Annotated in this window: 14 protein-coding genes; 7 read left to right on the top strand and 7 right to left on the bottom strand. The window is 67.7% G+C overall.

The genetic code is table 11. The features are described 5' to 3' along the window. The first annotated feature begins 2 nt into the window (after window positions 1-2). Genes KW83_RS02615 through KW83_RS02595 form a run of 5 tightly spaced genes read left to right on the top strand, consistent with a single transcriptional unit; the run spans window position 3 to window position 3,172 of the window. The gene (locus tag KW83_RS02615) at window positions 3-365 is read left to right on the top strand and encodes a Na+/H+ antiporter subunit C (protein ID WP_036174001.1); all 363 of its coding nucleotides are present in this window, start codon (window positions 3-5) and stop codon (window positions 363-365) included. After that, window positions 362-2,032, top strand: a complete 1,671-nt coding sequence (locus tag KW83_RS02610) for a monovalent cation/H+ antiporter subunit D (RefSeq protein WP_051928158.1) — start codon at window positions 362-364, stop codon at window positions 2,030-2,032. The genes KW83_RS02615 and KW83_RS02610 overlap by 4 nt, the downstream gene beginning before the upstream one ends. Then, complete coding sequence (locus KW83_RS02605) at window positions 2,029-2,529, top strand: Na+/H+ antiporter subunit E (protein ID WP_036173998.1); 501 nt, start codon at window positions 2,029-2,031, stop codon at window positions 2,527-2,529. The genes KW83_RS02610 and KW83_RS02605 overlap by 4 nt, the downstream gene beginning before the upstream one ends. After that, window positions 2,526-2,795, top strand: a complete 270-nt coding sequence (locus KW83_RS02600) for a K+/H+ antiporter subunit F (protein ID WP_036173995.1) — start codon at window positions 2,526-2,528, stop codon at window positions 2,793-2,795. The genes KW83_RS02605 and KW83_RS02600 overlap by 4 nt, the downstream gene beginning before the upstream one ends. After that, entirely contained in the window at window positions 2,792-3,172 is a 381-nt protein-coding gene (locus KW83_RS02595; RefSeq protein WP_051928156.1) for a cation:proton antiporter, read from the top strand. The genes KW83_RS02600 and KW83_RS02595 overlap by 4 nt, the downstream gene beginning before the upstream one ends. A 20-nt stretch (window positions 3,173-3,192) precedes the next feature. On the opposite strand, the gene KW83_RS02590 is transcribed toward KW83_RS02595, so the two are convergent. The 5 genes from KW83_RS02590 to KW83_RS02570 form a co-directional block, all read right to left on the bottom strand. Further along, window positions 3,193-4,113, bottom strand: a complete 921-nt coding sequence (locus tag KW83_RS02590; RefSeq protein WP_036173991.1) for a ribokinase — start codon at window positions 4,111-4,113, stop codon at window positions 3,193-3,195. Window positions 4,114-4,381: 268 nt separating this feature from the next. Beyond that, window positions 4,382-6,559 (bottom strand): xanthine dehydrogenase family protein molybdopterin-binding subunit, encoded by a 2,178-nt coding sequence (locus KW83_RS02585; RefSeq protein WP_036173987.1) that lies wholly within the window; start codon window positions 6,557-6,559, stop codon window positions 4,382-4,384. Further along, on the bottom strand, window positions 6,556-7,527 hold the full coding sequence (locus KW83_RS02580) for an FAD binding domain-containing protein (RefSeq protein ID WP_036173984.1): 972 nt from the start codon (window positions 7,525-7,527) through the stop codon (window positions 6,556-6,558). The genes KW83_RS02585 and KW83_RS02580 overlap by 4 nt, the downstream gene beginning before the upstream one ends. Continuing rightward, window positions 7,524-8,054, bottom strand: a complete 531-nt coding sequence (locus tag KW83_RS02575) for a 2Fe-2S iron-sulfur cluster-binding protein (protein ID WP_081904412.1) — start codon at window positions 8,052-8,054, stop codon at window positions 7,524-7,526. Before KW83_RS02575 ends, KW83_RS02580 begins: the two co-directional genes overlap by 4 nt. Window positions 8,055-8,212: 158 nt before the next feature. Next, window positions 8,213-9,016 carry an alpha/beta hydrolase gene (locus tag KW83_RS02570; protein WP_036173981.1) on the bottom strand — a complete coding sequence of 268 codons (804 nt, stop codon included), beginning with the start codon at window positions 9,014-9,016 and terminating at the stop codon, window positions 8,213-8,215. Between the two features lie 154 nt (window positions 9,017-9,170). On the opposite strand from KW83_RS02570, the gene KW83_RS02565 reads away from it, so the two are divergent. Next, window positions 9,171-10,652, top strand: coding sequence for an NAD-dependent succinate-semialdehyde dehydrogenase (locus KW83_RS02565; RefSeq protein ID WP_036173978.1), 1,482 nt, complete (start codon window positions 9,171-9,173; stop codon window positions 10,650-10,652). Between the two features lie 76 nt (window positions 10,653-10,728). Here KW83_RS02565 and KW83_RS02560 read toward each other — a convergent pair whose 3' ends face one another. Further along, entirely contained in the window at window positions 10,729-12,144 is a 1,416-nt protein-coding gene (locus KW83_RS02560) for an alkaline phosphatase D family protein (protein WP_036173975.1), read from the bottom strand. A gap of 79 nt (window positions 12,145-12,223) precedes the next feature. On the opposite strand from KW83_RS02560, the gene KW83_RS02555 reads away from it, so the two are divergent. Beyond that, on the top strand, window positions 12,224-13,312 hold the full coding sequence (locus KW83_RS02555) for a THUMP domain-containing class I SAM-dependent RNA methyltransferase (protein ID WP_036173972.1): 1,089 nt from the start codon (window positions 12,224-12,226) through the stop codon (window positions 13,310-13,312). 404 nt (window positions 13,313-13,716) lie between these two features. Here the strand turns inward: KW83_RS02555 and KW83_RS02550 are convergent, their stop codons facing one another. Then, window positions 13,717-14,163 (bottom strand): DUF411 domain-containing protein, encoded by a 447-nt coding sequence (locus KW83_RS02550; protein ID WP_051928153.1) that lies wholly within the window; start codon window positions 14,161-14,163, stop codon window positions 13,717-13,719. Window positions 14,164-14,168 lie beyond the last annotated feature (5 nt).

The following is a 14,168-nucleotide window of genomic DNA, read 5'->3' as shown; positions in this document are numbered from 1 at the left end:
GCATGGAGCTGATCGTCGCCTCCGCCATCGGCATCCTGACCGCCGCCGGGCTCTACCTGGTGATGCGGTTCCGCACCTTTCCGGTCATCGTCGGGACTTCACTTCTGACTTATGCGGTGAACGTGTTCCTGTTCGCCTCCGGGCGGCTGGTGGTGAACCGCCCGCCGATCCTGACCGGGGCGGACACCTACACCGATCCGCTGCCCCAGGCCCTGGTGCTGACCGCCATCGTGATCTCCTTCGGTATGACGGCCGTGGCGGTGATGATCGCCCTGGGCGCCTATCTGGGCGTCGGCGACGACCGCGTGAATGCGGATGAGAGGCTGCGGGATGAGCCCGACGCCGGGCGAGAGGACCGGGCATGAGCCACTGGATCGTCATGCCCATCGTGCTGCCGGCGATGCTTGCCGCGCTGATCGTGCTTGCCGCGCGCTATCACGTCGCCCTGCAACGGGTGCTGTCGGTCGGCGGCACCGTGGCGCTGCTGGGCATCTCCGCGGGGCTTGCCTTTGGTGCGTCCGACGGCACGGTGACGGTCTATCTGCTGGGCGACTGGACGCCGCCCTTCGGGATCGTGCTGGTGGCCGACCGGCTTTCAACCTACATGGTGGTTCTCACCGCGCTTCTGGCTTTTCTGGTCCTGCTTCACGCCATCGGCAGCGGCTGGGATCGGCGCGGGCGGCATTTTCATGCGCTGTTCCAGTTCCAGATCATGGGGATCATGGGCGCGTTCCTGACCGGTGACGTGTTCAACCTTTTTGTTTTCTTCGAGGTCCTGCTCATCGCGTCCTACGGGCTGATGATCCATTCTGGCGGCGCGATTCGACTGCGCGCCGGCACGCAATACGTAATCTACAACCTGCTCGGCTCGACGCTGTTCCTGTTCGCGCTGGGCACGCTCTACGCAGAGACCGGAACCCTCAACATGGCGGATCTGGCCGGCCGCGTGGCGGCGATCGACCCCGGTGCGTCGTCGGCGATCCGCGTGGCGTCGGTGCTGCTGCTGCTGGTCTTTGCCGTCAAGGCCGCCCTGGTGCCGCTGCACTTCTGGCTGCCGGCCTCCTACGCAGAGGCGCCAGGCCCCGTCGCGGCACTGTTCGCGATCATGACCAAGGTGGGCGCCTATGCGATCATCCGGATCTATACGCTGATCTTTCCGCCGGACCTGCCGCTGACCGAAGGCCTGCACGGCATCTGGCTGCTGCCGCTGGCACTGGTGTCGGTCGCCGTCGGCATGATCGGCGTGCTGGCCGCGCGCCGTCTGGACCGGCTGGCGGCGTTCTCGGTCATCGGCTCCATGGGGATGGTGATGACGGCCATCGCATTGATGACGCCGGCGGGGATCGAGGCGGCGCTCTACTACATCGGACATTCCACCTTTGCCACGGCGGCGCTGTTCCTGATCGTGGACATCGTGCGCGACAGGCGCGGCGGCCACGGCGTCCGGGTAGAGCGCGCGCCGCCGATTGCCGGCGGCGCGCTGATCGCGGGCCTGTTCTTCGCGGCGGCCATCGCCATGGCGGGCCTGCCGCCGCTGTCCGGCTTCCTTGGCAAGCTGCTGATCCTGGACGCGGGGTTCGGGTCGCCCCTGGTGGGCTGGATCTGGTCCGTCGTGCTAGCGTCGTCCCTGGTGGCTGTGTTGGGCTTCGCGCGGGCCGGATCGACCGTCTTCTGGAAATCCCGGGAGGCCACGGCGACCGATGCCGGCGACACGGGCGACGCCCCCCCTGAGGCCGGGGTCGACGGTGGCCCGGTCTCTCTCACGCCGGCCCTTCCGGTGATCGCCGCGGCCGGCTGTATCGCGGTTCTGGTGGCGCTCACGGTATTCGCGGGACCGATGACCGGCTACCTGAGGGCCACCACGGCGCAGTTGATGACGCCGCAACCCTATATCTCGTCCGTGATGACCGCAGAGGGCAAGCCGATCCCCGACAAGGAAAAGGACTACGGCAAGGACCCAGGGGGCGACGACGACGGCGCCGCACCGGACGGGCTGGTCGGCACCGAAGGCGCGGAGGGCGGCGACCGATGAGGACTGTTTTCCTGCGTCTTCTGCCGCATCCGATCCTGTCGCTCCTGCTGACAGTGGTCTGGCTGCTTCTGGTCAACAGCTTCAGCCTGGGCACGCTGGTCCTGGCGGTGATCCTGGGTCTGGTGATCCCGGTGCTCACCGCCGCCTACTGGCCGGATCGCCCGCGTGTGCCGCGTCTGGGCAGGCTGGCGGTCTATCTGGTTATCGTGATGTGGGACATCCTGGTGGCCAATGTCACGGTGGCCTTCATCGTCCTGTTCCGCAGCAACCGGGCGATGCGGACGCATTGGGTGGTCATCCCGCTGGACCTCAAGACACCGGAGGCCATCGCGATCCTGGCCGGGACCATCACCCTGACCCCGGGCACCGTTTCCGCGGATCTCTCCGCGGAGGGTCGCTGCCTGCTGGTCCACACGCTTGACACCGCCGACCCCGACGAGGAGTCGAAAGGCATCAAGAACCGCTACGAAAGACGGCTCAAGGAGATCTTCGAATGATGACACTCGCCTTCATCGTCTCGTTCTTCTGCGTCAGCCTGGCGCAGGTCCTTGCCATGGTCCGGCTTATCAAGGGCCCCTGCGTCGGCGACCGGATCCTGGCGTTGGACACGATGGCGGTGAACGCCATAGCACTCTTGATTCTTCTGGGACTGGCCGGCGGCACGCAGATCTATTTCGAGGCGGCGCTGATCTTCGCCATGCTCGGTTTCGTGTCCACCGTCGCCTACGCGCGGTTCGTACTGCGGGGGGATATCATCGAATGACCATGGAAATCGCCGACATCGCCATCGCTCTGGCGCTGCTGTCGGGGGCGTTCTTCACCCTCGTCGGCTCCATCGGCCTGCTGAAGCTCGACACGCCGATGAAGCGCGTCCATGCGCCGACCAAGGCGGGAACCCTGGGCGTGGGGTCTTTCCTTCTGGCGTCGATGATCGACGGATTCGCCTATCGCGGCGGATCGCTGCATGAACTGCTGATCATGGCGTTCCTGTTCGTCACAGCGCCGATTTCGGCCAATTTCATCTCAAAGGTCAACATGCATCGCGGCGATATCGACCCGACCCCGCCGCCGCCGGGCGAGCGGACATGGGCCACCTTCAATACCGGCCCCGCAGACAAGGCGGGAGACGGGCCCATGTGACCGATGCGGTGCCCACCCGGCTAGCGCGCCAGCAGGGCGTCGATCGCGGCCCGATCCGGCATCGACGGGGCGGCGCCGGCCCGGGTCACCGAAAGCGCCGCCGTCGCATTGGCAAAGCGCAGCGCGGCGCCGATCTCACTGCCTTCCGACAGGGCCACGGCCAGCCCGCCGTTGAAGGCGTCGCCCGCGCCCGTCGTCTCTACCACCGGGCCGGCGGACAGCCCGTCAATCCGCGTCACGGTGGCGCCGTCCACGTAGAGCGCCCCGGCTGCGCCCAGCGTCACCGCAACGGCGCCCGCACCGCGCGCGAGCAGAACCCGCGCCGCGGCTTCGGCGTCATTGACGGAGGTCACGGCGCGGCCGGACAGCAGCGCTGCTTCGCTCTCGTTCGGGGTGACGATGTCGCAGAGTGCAAGCATGGCGTCGGACACTTCCGCGGCGGGGGCCGGGTTCAGGATGGTGCGCACCCCGGATGCGCGCGCGATCTCCAGCGCGCGTCCGGCGGCCTCCAGCGGTTGTTCGAGCTGCACCAGGAAAATCTTTGCGGCCCGGATCGTGTCGGCCCAGCCGTCCACCTCCGCCGCGCCGATGGTGCCCGCGGCGCCCGGCGCCACGATGATCGCGTTGTCTCCGCTGGCCGCGTCCACATAGATGAACGCCGCCCCGGTGGGATGCTCGGCCACACGCGACCCGGCGAAACGAACGCCCGCCCGGGTCCAGGTATCCACGGCCAGATCGCCGAACGTATCCGTGCCGATCCGGGTCAGAAACGCCACGTGCCCGCCTGCCTGGGCCGCCGCGACCGCCTGGTTCGATCCCTTGCCGCCGGGGTTCAGTGCAAAGCCTTCGCCCAGGATCGTTTCTCCCATTTCGGGCATCCGGCTGGCCCGATAGGCCGTATCTGCGGCAAAGATGCCCAGCACGGCGATGTCATGGGTCATTCGGCGTGTCCTTCCGGTTCAGGCTCTGGAGCACCGGCGTTCCGGCTGATGCGACACCGGGTCCGATGATAGGGTAAGTTGAGGGTTTCGCCAGGCCGTCATCGTCTCCGATCTGCCCGCGAATGGCACGGCCCCGTTCAACGCTGCCGGCCCGGTGCGTCGACGCAAACCTCCCGCGAGACGGGCCTTGTCCCAAGGGCACTCAATTCGGTTGCGGAATGTGACGGAAGGGGCGCCTGGCGACGCCCCCCGGGTGGACCGCTCGCTTTCAGAGATGCGAGAAGATCCGGTCAGGTGTCGCGGGGTAGTCGCGGACGCGCACGCCGCAGGCGTTGTAGATCGCGTTGGTGATCGCGGCACCGGCACCGGAAAGTCCCAACTCTCCGATTCCCTTTGCCTGGATCGGGTTTGCGTCGTCGTCCCGCTCTTCCACGAAGATCACGTCCAGGTCCGGCACATCCAGGTTCACCGGCACGTGGTACTCTGCCAGGTCGTTGTTGACGATATGACCGGTGCGGGGATCGTGGTCGAGCCCTTCGGTCAGCGCCGTCCCGATCCCCCAGATCTGACCGCCCCAGACCTGGCTCCGGGCGGTCTGCTCGTTCAGGATCCGGCCCGCGGCCATTGCGGCAAGCATCCGCCGCACGCGAACCTCTCCGGTCACGGTATTGACCGCGACTTCCGCGAAATGGGCGCCGTAGCCGGCCTGATGGACGTCATTCGACTTCGCACCCGTTTCCAGATGGCCGATTTCGGACAGGGGCGCATCCATCAGCTCGGCCAGGGGGCGCCTGTTGTTGCCCCCGGTGGCGACGCCGTCCTGAAGGCGCAGGTCCTCCGGCGTGCAGCCCAGCCGCTCTGCCAGCCGTCTGCGGATGCCCTTCGCGCCCAGGAATACCGCCGATCCGGCGGAGGCCGCGCCCCAGGAGCCGCCGGAGCCCGATGCCTTGGGCAGGTCGGTGTCGCCGAGTTCGACCGTCACTTTTTCCGGCGGCAGGCCCAGCATCTCTGCCGCGATCTGACCCAGGATGGCGTAGGTGCCCGTGCCGATGTCCGTCATGTCGGTTTCGACCAAGGCCGTGCCGTCCGGGTTCAAGGTGACCCGCGCCTTGCTTTCCTGCAAGATGTTGGTCCGCGCCGCAGAGGCGACGCCCATGCCGATGAGCCACTCTCCCTCACGCCGCGCCCCGGGGGCCTGTCGCGCGGACCAGCCGAAGGCTTCCGCGCCCTGGCGCAGGCATTCCGCCAGCGAGCGGGACGAGAACGGCTTGCCGTTTTCAGGGTGGGTTTCGGGGATGTTCGCCACGCGCAGATCGATCGGGTCGATGCCGGCGGCTTCCGCCAGTTCGTCCATGGCGTTTTCCAGTGCCAGCATCCCCACGGCCTCACCCGGTGCGCGGACGGAGCCCGCGGCGGACCGGTTCACGATGGCGATATGCTGCCCATAGCGGCGATTGGCGCCGGCATAGAGGAAATGCGTCGCCAGATCGACGGGTTCGGCAAAGGGTTCTTCGGGCAGGTTCGACTGCCAGTTCTCCTGTCCGATGCCCGTCAGCTTACCGTCCGCGTCCAGCGCCAGGCGCAGGCGCTGACGGGTTTCCGTCCGGCGCACGACCGTTTCGAACACATTGTTGCGGGTCATGACGACGCGCACCGGGCGGCCAAGCTCCTTGGCCGCGACGGACGCCGCGATGGCCTCTGGCGAGATTCCCAGCTTGGATCCGAATCCACCGCCGATATAGGGCGACAGCAAGCGCAGGTTTTCCGCGTCGATCCCCAGCGAATCGGCCAGTTCGTTGCGGTTGTAGCCGAGCATCTGCAGCGATGCGCGCACGGTCAGCTTGTCACCGTCCCAGACCGCAAGGGCGGCATGGGGTTCCATCGCGGCGGAATTGTGGCCCTTGGTGGTGTAGGTCGCGTCCACGGAATGGGCCGCGTCCGCCATCGCCCGGTCGAGGTCGCCCTGATCGAACGGGTCGTCCTTTTCGTTCACCTGCTGCGCGGTGTCGGGGCCCGCGGCCACGTCATCGTCGCGGTCGTAGTCGATCTTGAGGGCGGCGGCGATGTCGCGGGCCTGTTCGAACGTCTCGGCCACGGCCACGGCGATCGGCTGGCCAAGGTACTGTATCTCATCGCCGATCTGCGCGGGGTTGGTATTCATCGTGCCCTGCGCGGCGTTGCGCGGCATCCGGTCGGTATAGACGCCCAGAAATCCCGGCATCGCCTCGACCGAGGATGCGTCAACTTTGTAGTGCCCTTTCGGGATGGCGGCGCGGACCAGCACCCCGTTGGCGGCATTGTCCATCTTCCATTCGGCGGCGTAGGTCGCCCGGCCAGAGACCTTGAGCGGTCCCTCGGGGCGCGGCATGGGGCGATGGATCGCGCCCTGGGTGGTTTCGTCGAGAAGGCGCGGCTGCACCTCATCCATCTTCAGATGTTCGGTCATTGGGATACTCCCGTCAGGTCGCTCAGCACCGCGGCGACGACGCGGCGGGTCAGCGGGATCTTGAAATCGTTCTCGCCCTGGCCCTTGGCATCGGCCAGAAGCACGTCGGCGGCCTTGTCGAAAAGCGCGCGGGACGGCGTTTCGCCCTCCAGGACGGATTCGGCATCGTGGTCGCGCCAGGGGCGCGGCCCAAGCCCGCCGAACGCCATGGCGGCGGACGCGATCTTGCCGTTCTCCACCGAAACGACGGCACCCATGGACACCAGGGCAAAGGCGTAGGAGGACCGGTCCCGCACCTTGCGGTAGGCCTGCGCGCCGGCGGGCGGGTCGGGCAGGTGGACCGCCACGATCAGATCACCGGGCTCCAGCGCGGTTTCCCGTTCCGGCGTGTCGCCGGGCAGACGGTAGAACTCGTCCAGGGGCAGGAGCTTCGTGTCGCCGTCGGCGGTTTCGATCTCTACCCGCGCGTCGAGCGTGCGCATCCCCACCGCCATGTCGGACGGGTGCGTGGCGATGCAGTGGTCGGACGTCCCGAGGATGGCCAGGATGCGGTTCACCCCGCCGATGGCCTGGCAGCCGGTGCCGGGCGCGCGCTTGTTGCAGGGCTGCGTGGTGTCGTAGAAATACGGGCACCTTGTGCGCTGCATCAGGTTGCCGCCGGTCGTCGCCTTGTTGCGTAACTGCCCCGACGCGCCGGCCAGAAGCGCGCGGCTCAGCACCGGATAACGCTTGCGGATGAGGGGATGCGCGGCAAGGTCCGAATTGGTGACGAGCGCACCGATACGGACCGAATTCTCGGCCTCGTCTATCTCATGCATGTCGAGGCGTGTGACGTCGAGCAGACGCTCGGGCGTCTCGACCTGCAGTTTCATCAGGTCCAGCAGGTTGGTGCCGCCGGCGATGATGCGCCCGTCAGCGCGGTGGGCGTCGTCGCGGGTTTCGGCGCGAACATACTCGAACGGTCTCATTCGGCGGCCTCCGTCTTGTGCATGCCCTCATCCGGGGCGGCGTCGCGGATGGCGCGGCAGATGCCGGGATAGGCCGAACAGCGGCACAGATTGCCGGACATGCGCTCCTTGATTTCGGCGTCGGAAAAATCGGGCGCGGCGGTGAGGTCGTCGGTCACGTTGGACGGCCAGCCATTCCCGAACTCCTCAAGCATCGACTTGGCCGACATGATCTGGCCGGGGGTGCAGTAGCCACACTGAAAACCATCGTGCCGCACAAAGGCGGCCTGAAGCGGCGACAGGTTTCCGGGTTCGCCCAGACCTTCGATGGTGGTGACCTCATCGCCTTCGTGCATGACCGCCAGCGCCAGGCAGGAATTGATCCGGCGGCCGTTCACGTGCACCGTGCAGGCGCCGCACTGGCCGTGGTCGCAGCCCTTCTTGGAACCGGTCAGATCGAGGTGATCCCGGAGCGCGTCGAGCAGTGTCGTCCTTGGGTCTATGTCGAGAGCGTGGCTCTCTCCGTTGACGGAGAGTGTGATCTGCATGGCAAGTCTCCTGGATTCCTTCTGCCTCTCAAAAGCATGGTCGGCCGTAAGGTTCCTGCGACAGTTCGCGACATGCGGGTGACCGCGCACGAAGGGGCCCACCCGGGATCGGCAAGCTGCACGGCTCATGGACGGGTCGCGGTGCCTGCGGTCGCGGATTATTCGAAAAGCGCGGCCATCAATGCGGAATCGGGTTCGAGAAGCCCATCGATGACGTCGAAATGATGCCTGTCCGCGTCGATGACCAGAGGGGCCGACCACGCGTCCGACAACCATCGTGCCTGGTCGAGAAACGCCGGCAGCTCCGCACCGCCGACCCAAACGGCCGCGGGAAAGGCGCGGGCGGACGGCAGCAGCGCGGGGCTTTCCGCCGCGGCCTCTTCCGGGGTCAGCCGCAGATCTTCGTTGATCGCAAGGGCGAGGAGCGGGCGCAGGTCCGACACAGGTGAGATCGGCACGATGCGCGCGATCCGTCCTGCCACGGCGTCGGGCAGCATCACGTCAGCGGCGCGCATACGGGCGACCAGATGGCCGCCCGCGGAGTGGCCGACAAGCCGGATCGGGACGTCGGGGACCTCTTCGGCCAGCCGCACGACGGCCAAGGCGATCTGTAGTGTGATGCGTGAGATCCGTGCGTCCGGCGCCAGCGTGTAGGAGGGCATGGCGACGGCCCATCCCCGTGCCAGGGCGCCCGCGGCGAAATGGGACCAGTCGTGGCGGTGGCGCGAGCGCCAGTAACCGCCATGAACGAAGATCAACAGCCCCTCCGGCGCGCGATCGGGAAGGAACAGGTCCGCCTTTTCGCGCGGCGTGGCGCCGTAGGGTATGGCAAGCCGGGCGCGGTCGCCGCGCGCGTCGCGGAAGGCCGCCGCCTTCTTCTGCCAGACCGCGGAGATCCGGTCGATCTCGGGCACCGCCGCGCTGTTGTCGTACTCGGCGTCGGTGGCGGTGACCGTATCCATGCGCGTGTCCTGCAATTGTCGCACCGATTAAGCCGCCTCCGGCGCGAAAAGGCAATCGGCGGGTGCGGGGCTTTCGGCGATTCCGACGATAGGATAGGGACCGCAAAGGCCGTGCCGCGCGTTCGGCAGGCACAGCTTGACGAAAGGACAGGACATGGCTGACACGACCGATCTGGCCTCGCGGCTTTCGGACCCGGAGTTGCTGCGCGATCAGGCATATCTGGCCGGCGATTGGGTCGGGGCCGGAGATGGCAAGACCTTCGAGGTCAAGAACCCCGCACGCGGCGACGTTCTGGCGAGCGTCGCGGATCTGGGCCGCAAGGACGTGGCGCGGGCGCTCGACGCAGCCGCCGCCGCCCAGAAGGACTGGGCCAGGCGCACCGCAGAGGACCGCGGCAAGGTGCTGATGGCGTGGCACGACCTGATGGTGGACCATGCCGACGACCTGGCGACGATCCTGACCGCCGAGCAAGGCAAGCCCCTGGCCGAGGCGAAGGGTGAGGTCATGTACGGCGCCGGCTTCATCAAGTGGTTCGCCGAAGAGGCGCGCCGCGTCTATGGTGAGATCATCCCCGGGCACGCGCCCGACAAGCGTATCCACGTCATCAAGCAGCCCATCGGCGTGGCTGCGGCGATTACGCCGTGGAACTTCCCGAACGCTATGATCACCCGAAAAGCGGGTCCGGCGCTGGCCGCCGGCTGCGCCTTCGTCGTGCGCCCACCGACGCTGACGCCGCTGTCGGCTCTGGCGCTCGGCGTTCTGGCCACCCGTGCAGGTCTGCCGGAGGGCATCTTCTCGGTCCTGCCGTCGAGCGACTCCAGCGGCATCGGCAAGGAATTCTGCGAGAACGACATCGTCGGCAAGCTGACCTTCACCGGCTCGACCGAGGTCGGGCGCATACTCCTCCGGCAATCGGCCGACCGGGTCCTCAAGACGTCGATGGAGCTGGGCGGCAACGCGCCGTTCCTGGTGTTCGACGACGCCGATCTGGACAAGGCCGTGGACGGCGCCATCGCCTGCAAGTTCCGCAATGCCGGTCAGACCTGCGTCTGCGCGAATCGGATCTACGTTCAGGCTGGGGTCTATGACGCCTTCGCCCAGAAGTTGAAGGACCGGGTGTCGAAGATGACCGTCGGCGACGCGCTGGAGGGCGATGTCGATTTCGGCCCGTTAATCGAACCGAGCGCCGTGAAAAAGGTCGAAGAGCACATCGCAGACGCCAAGTCCAAAGGCGCGGACGTGATCTATGGCGGGTCGCGTCACGAGAAGGGCGGCACGTTCTTCCAACCCACCATCGTCACCGGCGCGACCCAGGACATGGCCTTTGCCACCGAAGAGACGTTCGGACCGCTCGCCCCGCTGTTCAAGTTCGACACCGAGGAGGAGGCGATCGCCCTTGCCAACGACACGATCTTCGGGCTGGCGTCCTATTTCTTCTCCAATGACCTGTCCCGCGTCACGCGGGTGTCGGAGTCGCTGGAATACGGCATCGTCGGCGTGAACACGGGGCTGATCTCGACCCCCGTGGCGCCGTTCGGCGGGGTCAAGCAGTCCGGCCTGGGCCGCGAGGGATCCCACCACGGGATCGACGAGTATCTTGAGGTCAAGTATATCTGCCTCGACGTAACGCTCTGATCGCGAAGGGGTAGCGGCGCGGCGTGTGCCCGCCGCCTCTCGAAGACATGTGCCTGTCAGGTCGGTTTACCGGCCGTCAGATCGCCAAGGGCGCGGTTTCGCCGCTTTCTTCCAGTTGCCACGCGGCGGTCCAGTCCCCGTCGCGGCGGCGCAGCATCAGATAGTTGCGTTCCGCCGCGTAGGGGCGGGGCTGTCCCGGCAAGGGGCGCAGGCGGATCCGGTGACCCTTGATCGGCGATTCACCCAGCCGCGACAGCAGGCTCAGCCCGATCGCCATGGCCTTCGGCGGCGCGGGGTGCGAGATGCCGGAGGCAACCAGTTGGTGCAGCGGGCCCGTGGCCGTGTCCATGGTGCCCCGGGTGGCCAGGTGGATCTCACCCGACAGGACGGTGACGGCGTGGCCGTCGCGGTCGTGGACCGCCATCAGGGCGCGCAGGAACCTCTGCCATTCGGTGCGGTGTGCGTAGCTCTGCCACTGGTCGCGCAGGTCGTCTTCATAGTCCTCCATCCGGCGGGTCAGCTTCATGAGCCGTTCCACCAGCGACAGCCGCGGCCCCAGCGCCGGGACGGAAGAGACCAGCAGGACGCGCTCCTCCGTCCGCTCCAGCCCTTTGAGGAAACCGGACCAGGTATCCCCGTCCATCACGTTGCGCTTCGTGCGGGTCGAGCGCAGGTCCGGTGCGACAACGCTCAGCCCCGGCAGGTCCACCCGCCAGGACAGCGCCCGGCCGGAGCCGAGCGAAATCCCGGGCCGCTCGTCCGGGTGGCAACCGAACTGGAACAGCAAAAACGCCTCTCGGGCCGCGTCGAACAGCACCCGCGCCACGTCGCTGGCCTGTGCCCGGCGGCGCAGAGAGCCCCATCCGTCACAGATGTCGTGATCGTCCCACATGCACACCGACGGCACGCGGGCGACAACGTTCTCGTAGCCCGGTTGCGGCCATTGGGTCGCGTAGCGGCGGAAGAACGCGTCGTCCAAAGCGGCGCGCAGATCGCGCGCCTGGTCCGCGTCCAGGCGATCCGGAACGTCGTTCGGCCAGTCGCGGGAGAGCGGATGGACGCGCGTCACCTCGTCTGCGTAGATCTGGTCGCCGCCGTGGATCAGCAGCTGCACCGTCTCTGCGTCCAGCCGGCGCGCAAGATGCGACCACATCAGGTTGCGATCCTGAGGCGGGCGGTCCAGGTCGCCATGCTCCTGTCCGTTGCAGGAGACGAAGGCCACCGTCAGATCGCCGCCCAGGTCGGTCGCGACGTCGTAGGCCGTCCCATCGCAGCTATAGCGCGCGCCACCGGCCGGCAGGTCCAGGTCGGCCCGCCAGAGCGTCGCGCCCGCGCGGGTCACCAGGGCCCGGGCCTCATGGTCGCGGTCGGTCCGGATCACGGGGGCGGGCGCGCCCTGGGGCCGCAGGCAGGTCGCGGCCACCCGGACGCCCTGAGGGGAGGCGGATCGCAGGAACAGCATCGGTCCGGTGGGGGTCAGTGCATCGGTCATCGCGCTTACCTAGCCATGCGGGCGATGGTTGCAACAGCCGCCCCCTCGCCGTCGCGCGGCGGAGCCCGTATGAGAGGGGATGCGCCGCACCCATGACATTTTCCTGATCGCGCCGCCCGGTCTGGAGCCGCTGCTGGCAGAGGAGGCGTTGGCACTGGGATTTGCCCCTGCCACGCCCGTCCCGGGCGGCGTGGAGATCCGCGGCGATGGGGCAGAGATCCGGCGCGCGAACCTGATGCTGCGCGGTGCCACGCGGGTGCTCGTCCGGATAGCATCGTTCCGGGCCATGCATCTGGCGCAACTGGACAAGCGGGCGCACAAGGTGGACTGGGCCGCCATCCTGCGCCCGGACGTGCCCGTGCGGGTCGAGGTCACCACGCGGAAGTCCCGGATCTACCATGCCGGCGCCGCACAGTCCCGCATCGAGCGCGCCATCGCCGACACCGTGGGCGCACCGGCGACATCCGATGCGCCGGTCACGCTGAAGGTCCGGATCGACGACGACCTGGTGACCGTTTCGGTCGATACCTCGGGTGAGGCGCTGCACAGGCGCGGTCACAAGGAATGGGTCGGAAAGGCGCCGCTGCGAGAGACCATGGCCGCCCTGGTCCTGCGCGCGTGCGGCTATGCGGGGGATGAGCCGGTCGTCGATCCGATGTGCGGCTCCGGCACGTTCGTGCTGGAGGCCGCCGAGATCGCGCTTGGACTCATGCCGGGACGCGACCGTCGATTTGCACTGGATGATCTGGCGCTGGAGTCGCCGGCCCCCGTCTTGCCGGCATCACGGGACACGGCGCTGCGGTTTCATGGAGCGGACCGCGACACGGGTGCGGTCAGGGGTGCTGCGGCCAACGCGGTTCGCGCGGGCGTGGACGGGGTCACGACATTCACCGCCGCGCCGGTCTCCGACGCCCAGCCCCCCGAAGGGCCGCCCGGTCTGGTGGTCGTGAACCCGCCTTACGGTGCGCGGATCGGCAACCGCCGCCAGCTCTTCGGTCTCTACGGCGCACTGGGCGTGACGCTGGCGCAGAGGTTCCGGGGATGGCGGGTGGGACTTGTCACGTCAGACGACGGGCTGGCGAGGGCGACCGGACTGGACCTGACCGCCTCCGCCCCGATCGCCCATGGGGGGCTGCGGGTAAAGCTCTGGCAATGCGACCTGTCGTGACGGCGCTTCCGCGCAAGGCTGTGGATGCGGACGGCACCCGGTGTCGCCTTTGCATCCCTACCGCGACCCGCGACCGGCTATCGGACCGGCCGGGGCCAACGGCTGCATGCGCAACGCATGGCCGTTTGTCGCTGGAAGCGGTGGGATCAGGTCATCGAACTGCAATCGCGCCAGACTGGATGCTGGCATATCGTCGCACAAACATCCCGGCCCTCACCGAGCGCGGGCACGCAAACTGCGACCGGAAACCCTATCTTCAGGGTCCTGGACGGCAAGCGCAGTCCCGGCCGATCATGCCCCGACGGATCCGGCCCGGTGCTCCGCGGGGATCATGGACGTGGGCCCCGCGCCTTCAGGGAACCTTGCCGGGTCCGGCTTCCCGTCCCCGCAGCCCTGTCGCCGCTTCAACGCGGCGGATAGGAGGCCACGACGGGTCCGATCTCCCCGTTTTCGATGAGCATGACGTCGAAGGACATGTCGCCCGTCAACTCTCCCATGCCGGGCGAGCCCATGGGCATTCCGGGGACGGCGATACCGTCGGCTTCGGGGCGCTCGGCCATGACCGCCTCGATCTCCGCCGCCGGCACGTGGCCCTCGATCGCGAAATCTCCGATCATCGCGGTGTGGCAGGCATAGGCCTCTTCCGGAATGCCGGCCTCCGCCTTGCGTGCGATCAGGGCATCGTAGTCGAGGTTGCGGATCGTCACCTCGAAACCGGCCTTGGACATTTCGTCCGCCCATGCCGCGCAGCAGCCGCAGTTGGGATCCTTGAAGACGGTCATCGCCGTCTCCGCTCCGGCGGTGCCGGCGGTCACGATCCCGAAAGCGGCGAGAATCAGCGGATATTTCATATGGC

This window comes from Palleronia rufa (assembly GCF_000743715.1).
Taxonomy (GTDB): Bacteria; Pseudomonadota; Alphaproteobacteria; order Rhodobacterales; family Rhodobacteraceae; genus Palleronia; species Palleronia rufa.
The sequence above is the reverse complement of the archived record's forward strand: the minus strand, read 5'-3'. Positions and strand labels throughout refer to the sequence as shown.

What these genes read in the sequence shown, in the direction of transcription:
- KW83_RS02615 (WP_036174001.1), top strand. Translation starts at nt 3, where the DNA reads ATGGAGCTGATCGTCGCCTCCGCCATCGGCATCCTGACCGCCGCCGGG.
- KW83_RS02610 (WP_051928158.1), top strand. Translation starts at nt 362, where the DNA reads ATGAGCCACTGGATCGTCATGCCCATCGTGCTGCCGGCGATGCTTGCC.
- KW83_RS02605 (WP_036173998.1), top strand. Translation starts at nt 2,029, where the DNA reads ATGAGGACTGTTTTCCTGCGTCTTCTGCCGCATCCGATCCTGTCGCTC.
- KW83_RS02600 (WP_036173995.1), top strand. Translation starts at nt 2,526, where the DNA reads ATGATGACACTCGCCTTCATCGTCTCGTTCTTCTGCGTCAGCCTGGCG.
- KW83_RS02595 (WP_051928156.1), top strand. Translation starts at nt 2,792, where the DNA reads ATGACCATGGAAATCGCCGACATCGCCATCGCTCTGGCGCTGCTGTCG.
- KW83_RS02590 (WP_036173991.1), bottom strand. Translation starts at nt 4,113, where the DNA reads ATGACCCATGACATCGCCGTGCTGGGCATCTTTGCCGCAGATACGGCC.
- KW83_RS02585 (WP_036173987.1), bottom strand. Translation starts at nt 6,559, where the DNA reads ATGACCGAACATCTGAAGATGGATGAGGTGCAGCCGCGCCTTCTCGAC.
- KW83_RS02580 (WP_036173984.1), bottom strand. Translation starts at nt 7,527, where the DNA reads ATGAGACCGTTCGAGTATGTTCGCGCCGAAACCCGCGACGACGCCCAC.
- KW83_RS02575 (WP_081904412.1), bottom strand. Translation starts at nt 8,054, where the DNA reads ATGCAGATCACACTCTCCGTCAACGGAGAGAGCCACGCTCTCGACATA.
- KW83_RS02570 (WP_036173981.1), bottom strand. Translation starts at nt 9,016, where the DNA reads ATGGATACGGTCACCGCCACCGACGCCGAGTACGACAACAGCGCGGCG.
- KW83_RS02565 (WP_036173978.1), top strand. Translation starts at nt 9,171, where the DNA reads ATGGCTGACACGACCGATCTGGCCTCGCGGCTTTCGGACCCGGAGTTG.
- KW83_RS02560 (WP_036173975.1), bottom strand. Translation starts at nt 12,144, where the DNA reads ATGACCGATGCACTGACCCCCACCGGACCGATGCTGTTCCTGCGATCC.
- KW83_RS02555 (WP_036173972.1), top strand. Translation starts at nt 12,224, where the DNA reads ATGCGCCGCACCCATGACATTTTCCTGATCGCGCCGCCCGGTCTGGAG.
- KW83_RS02550 (WP_051928153.1), bottom strand. Translation starts at nt 14,163, where the DNA reads ATGAAATATCCGCTGATTCTCGCCGCTTTCGGGATCGTGACCGCCGGC.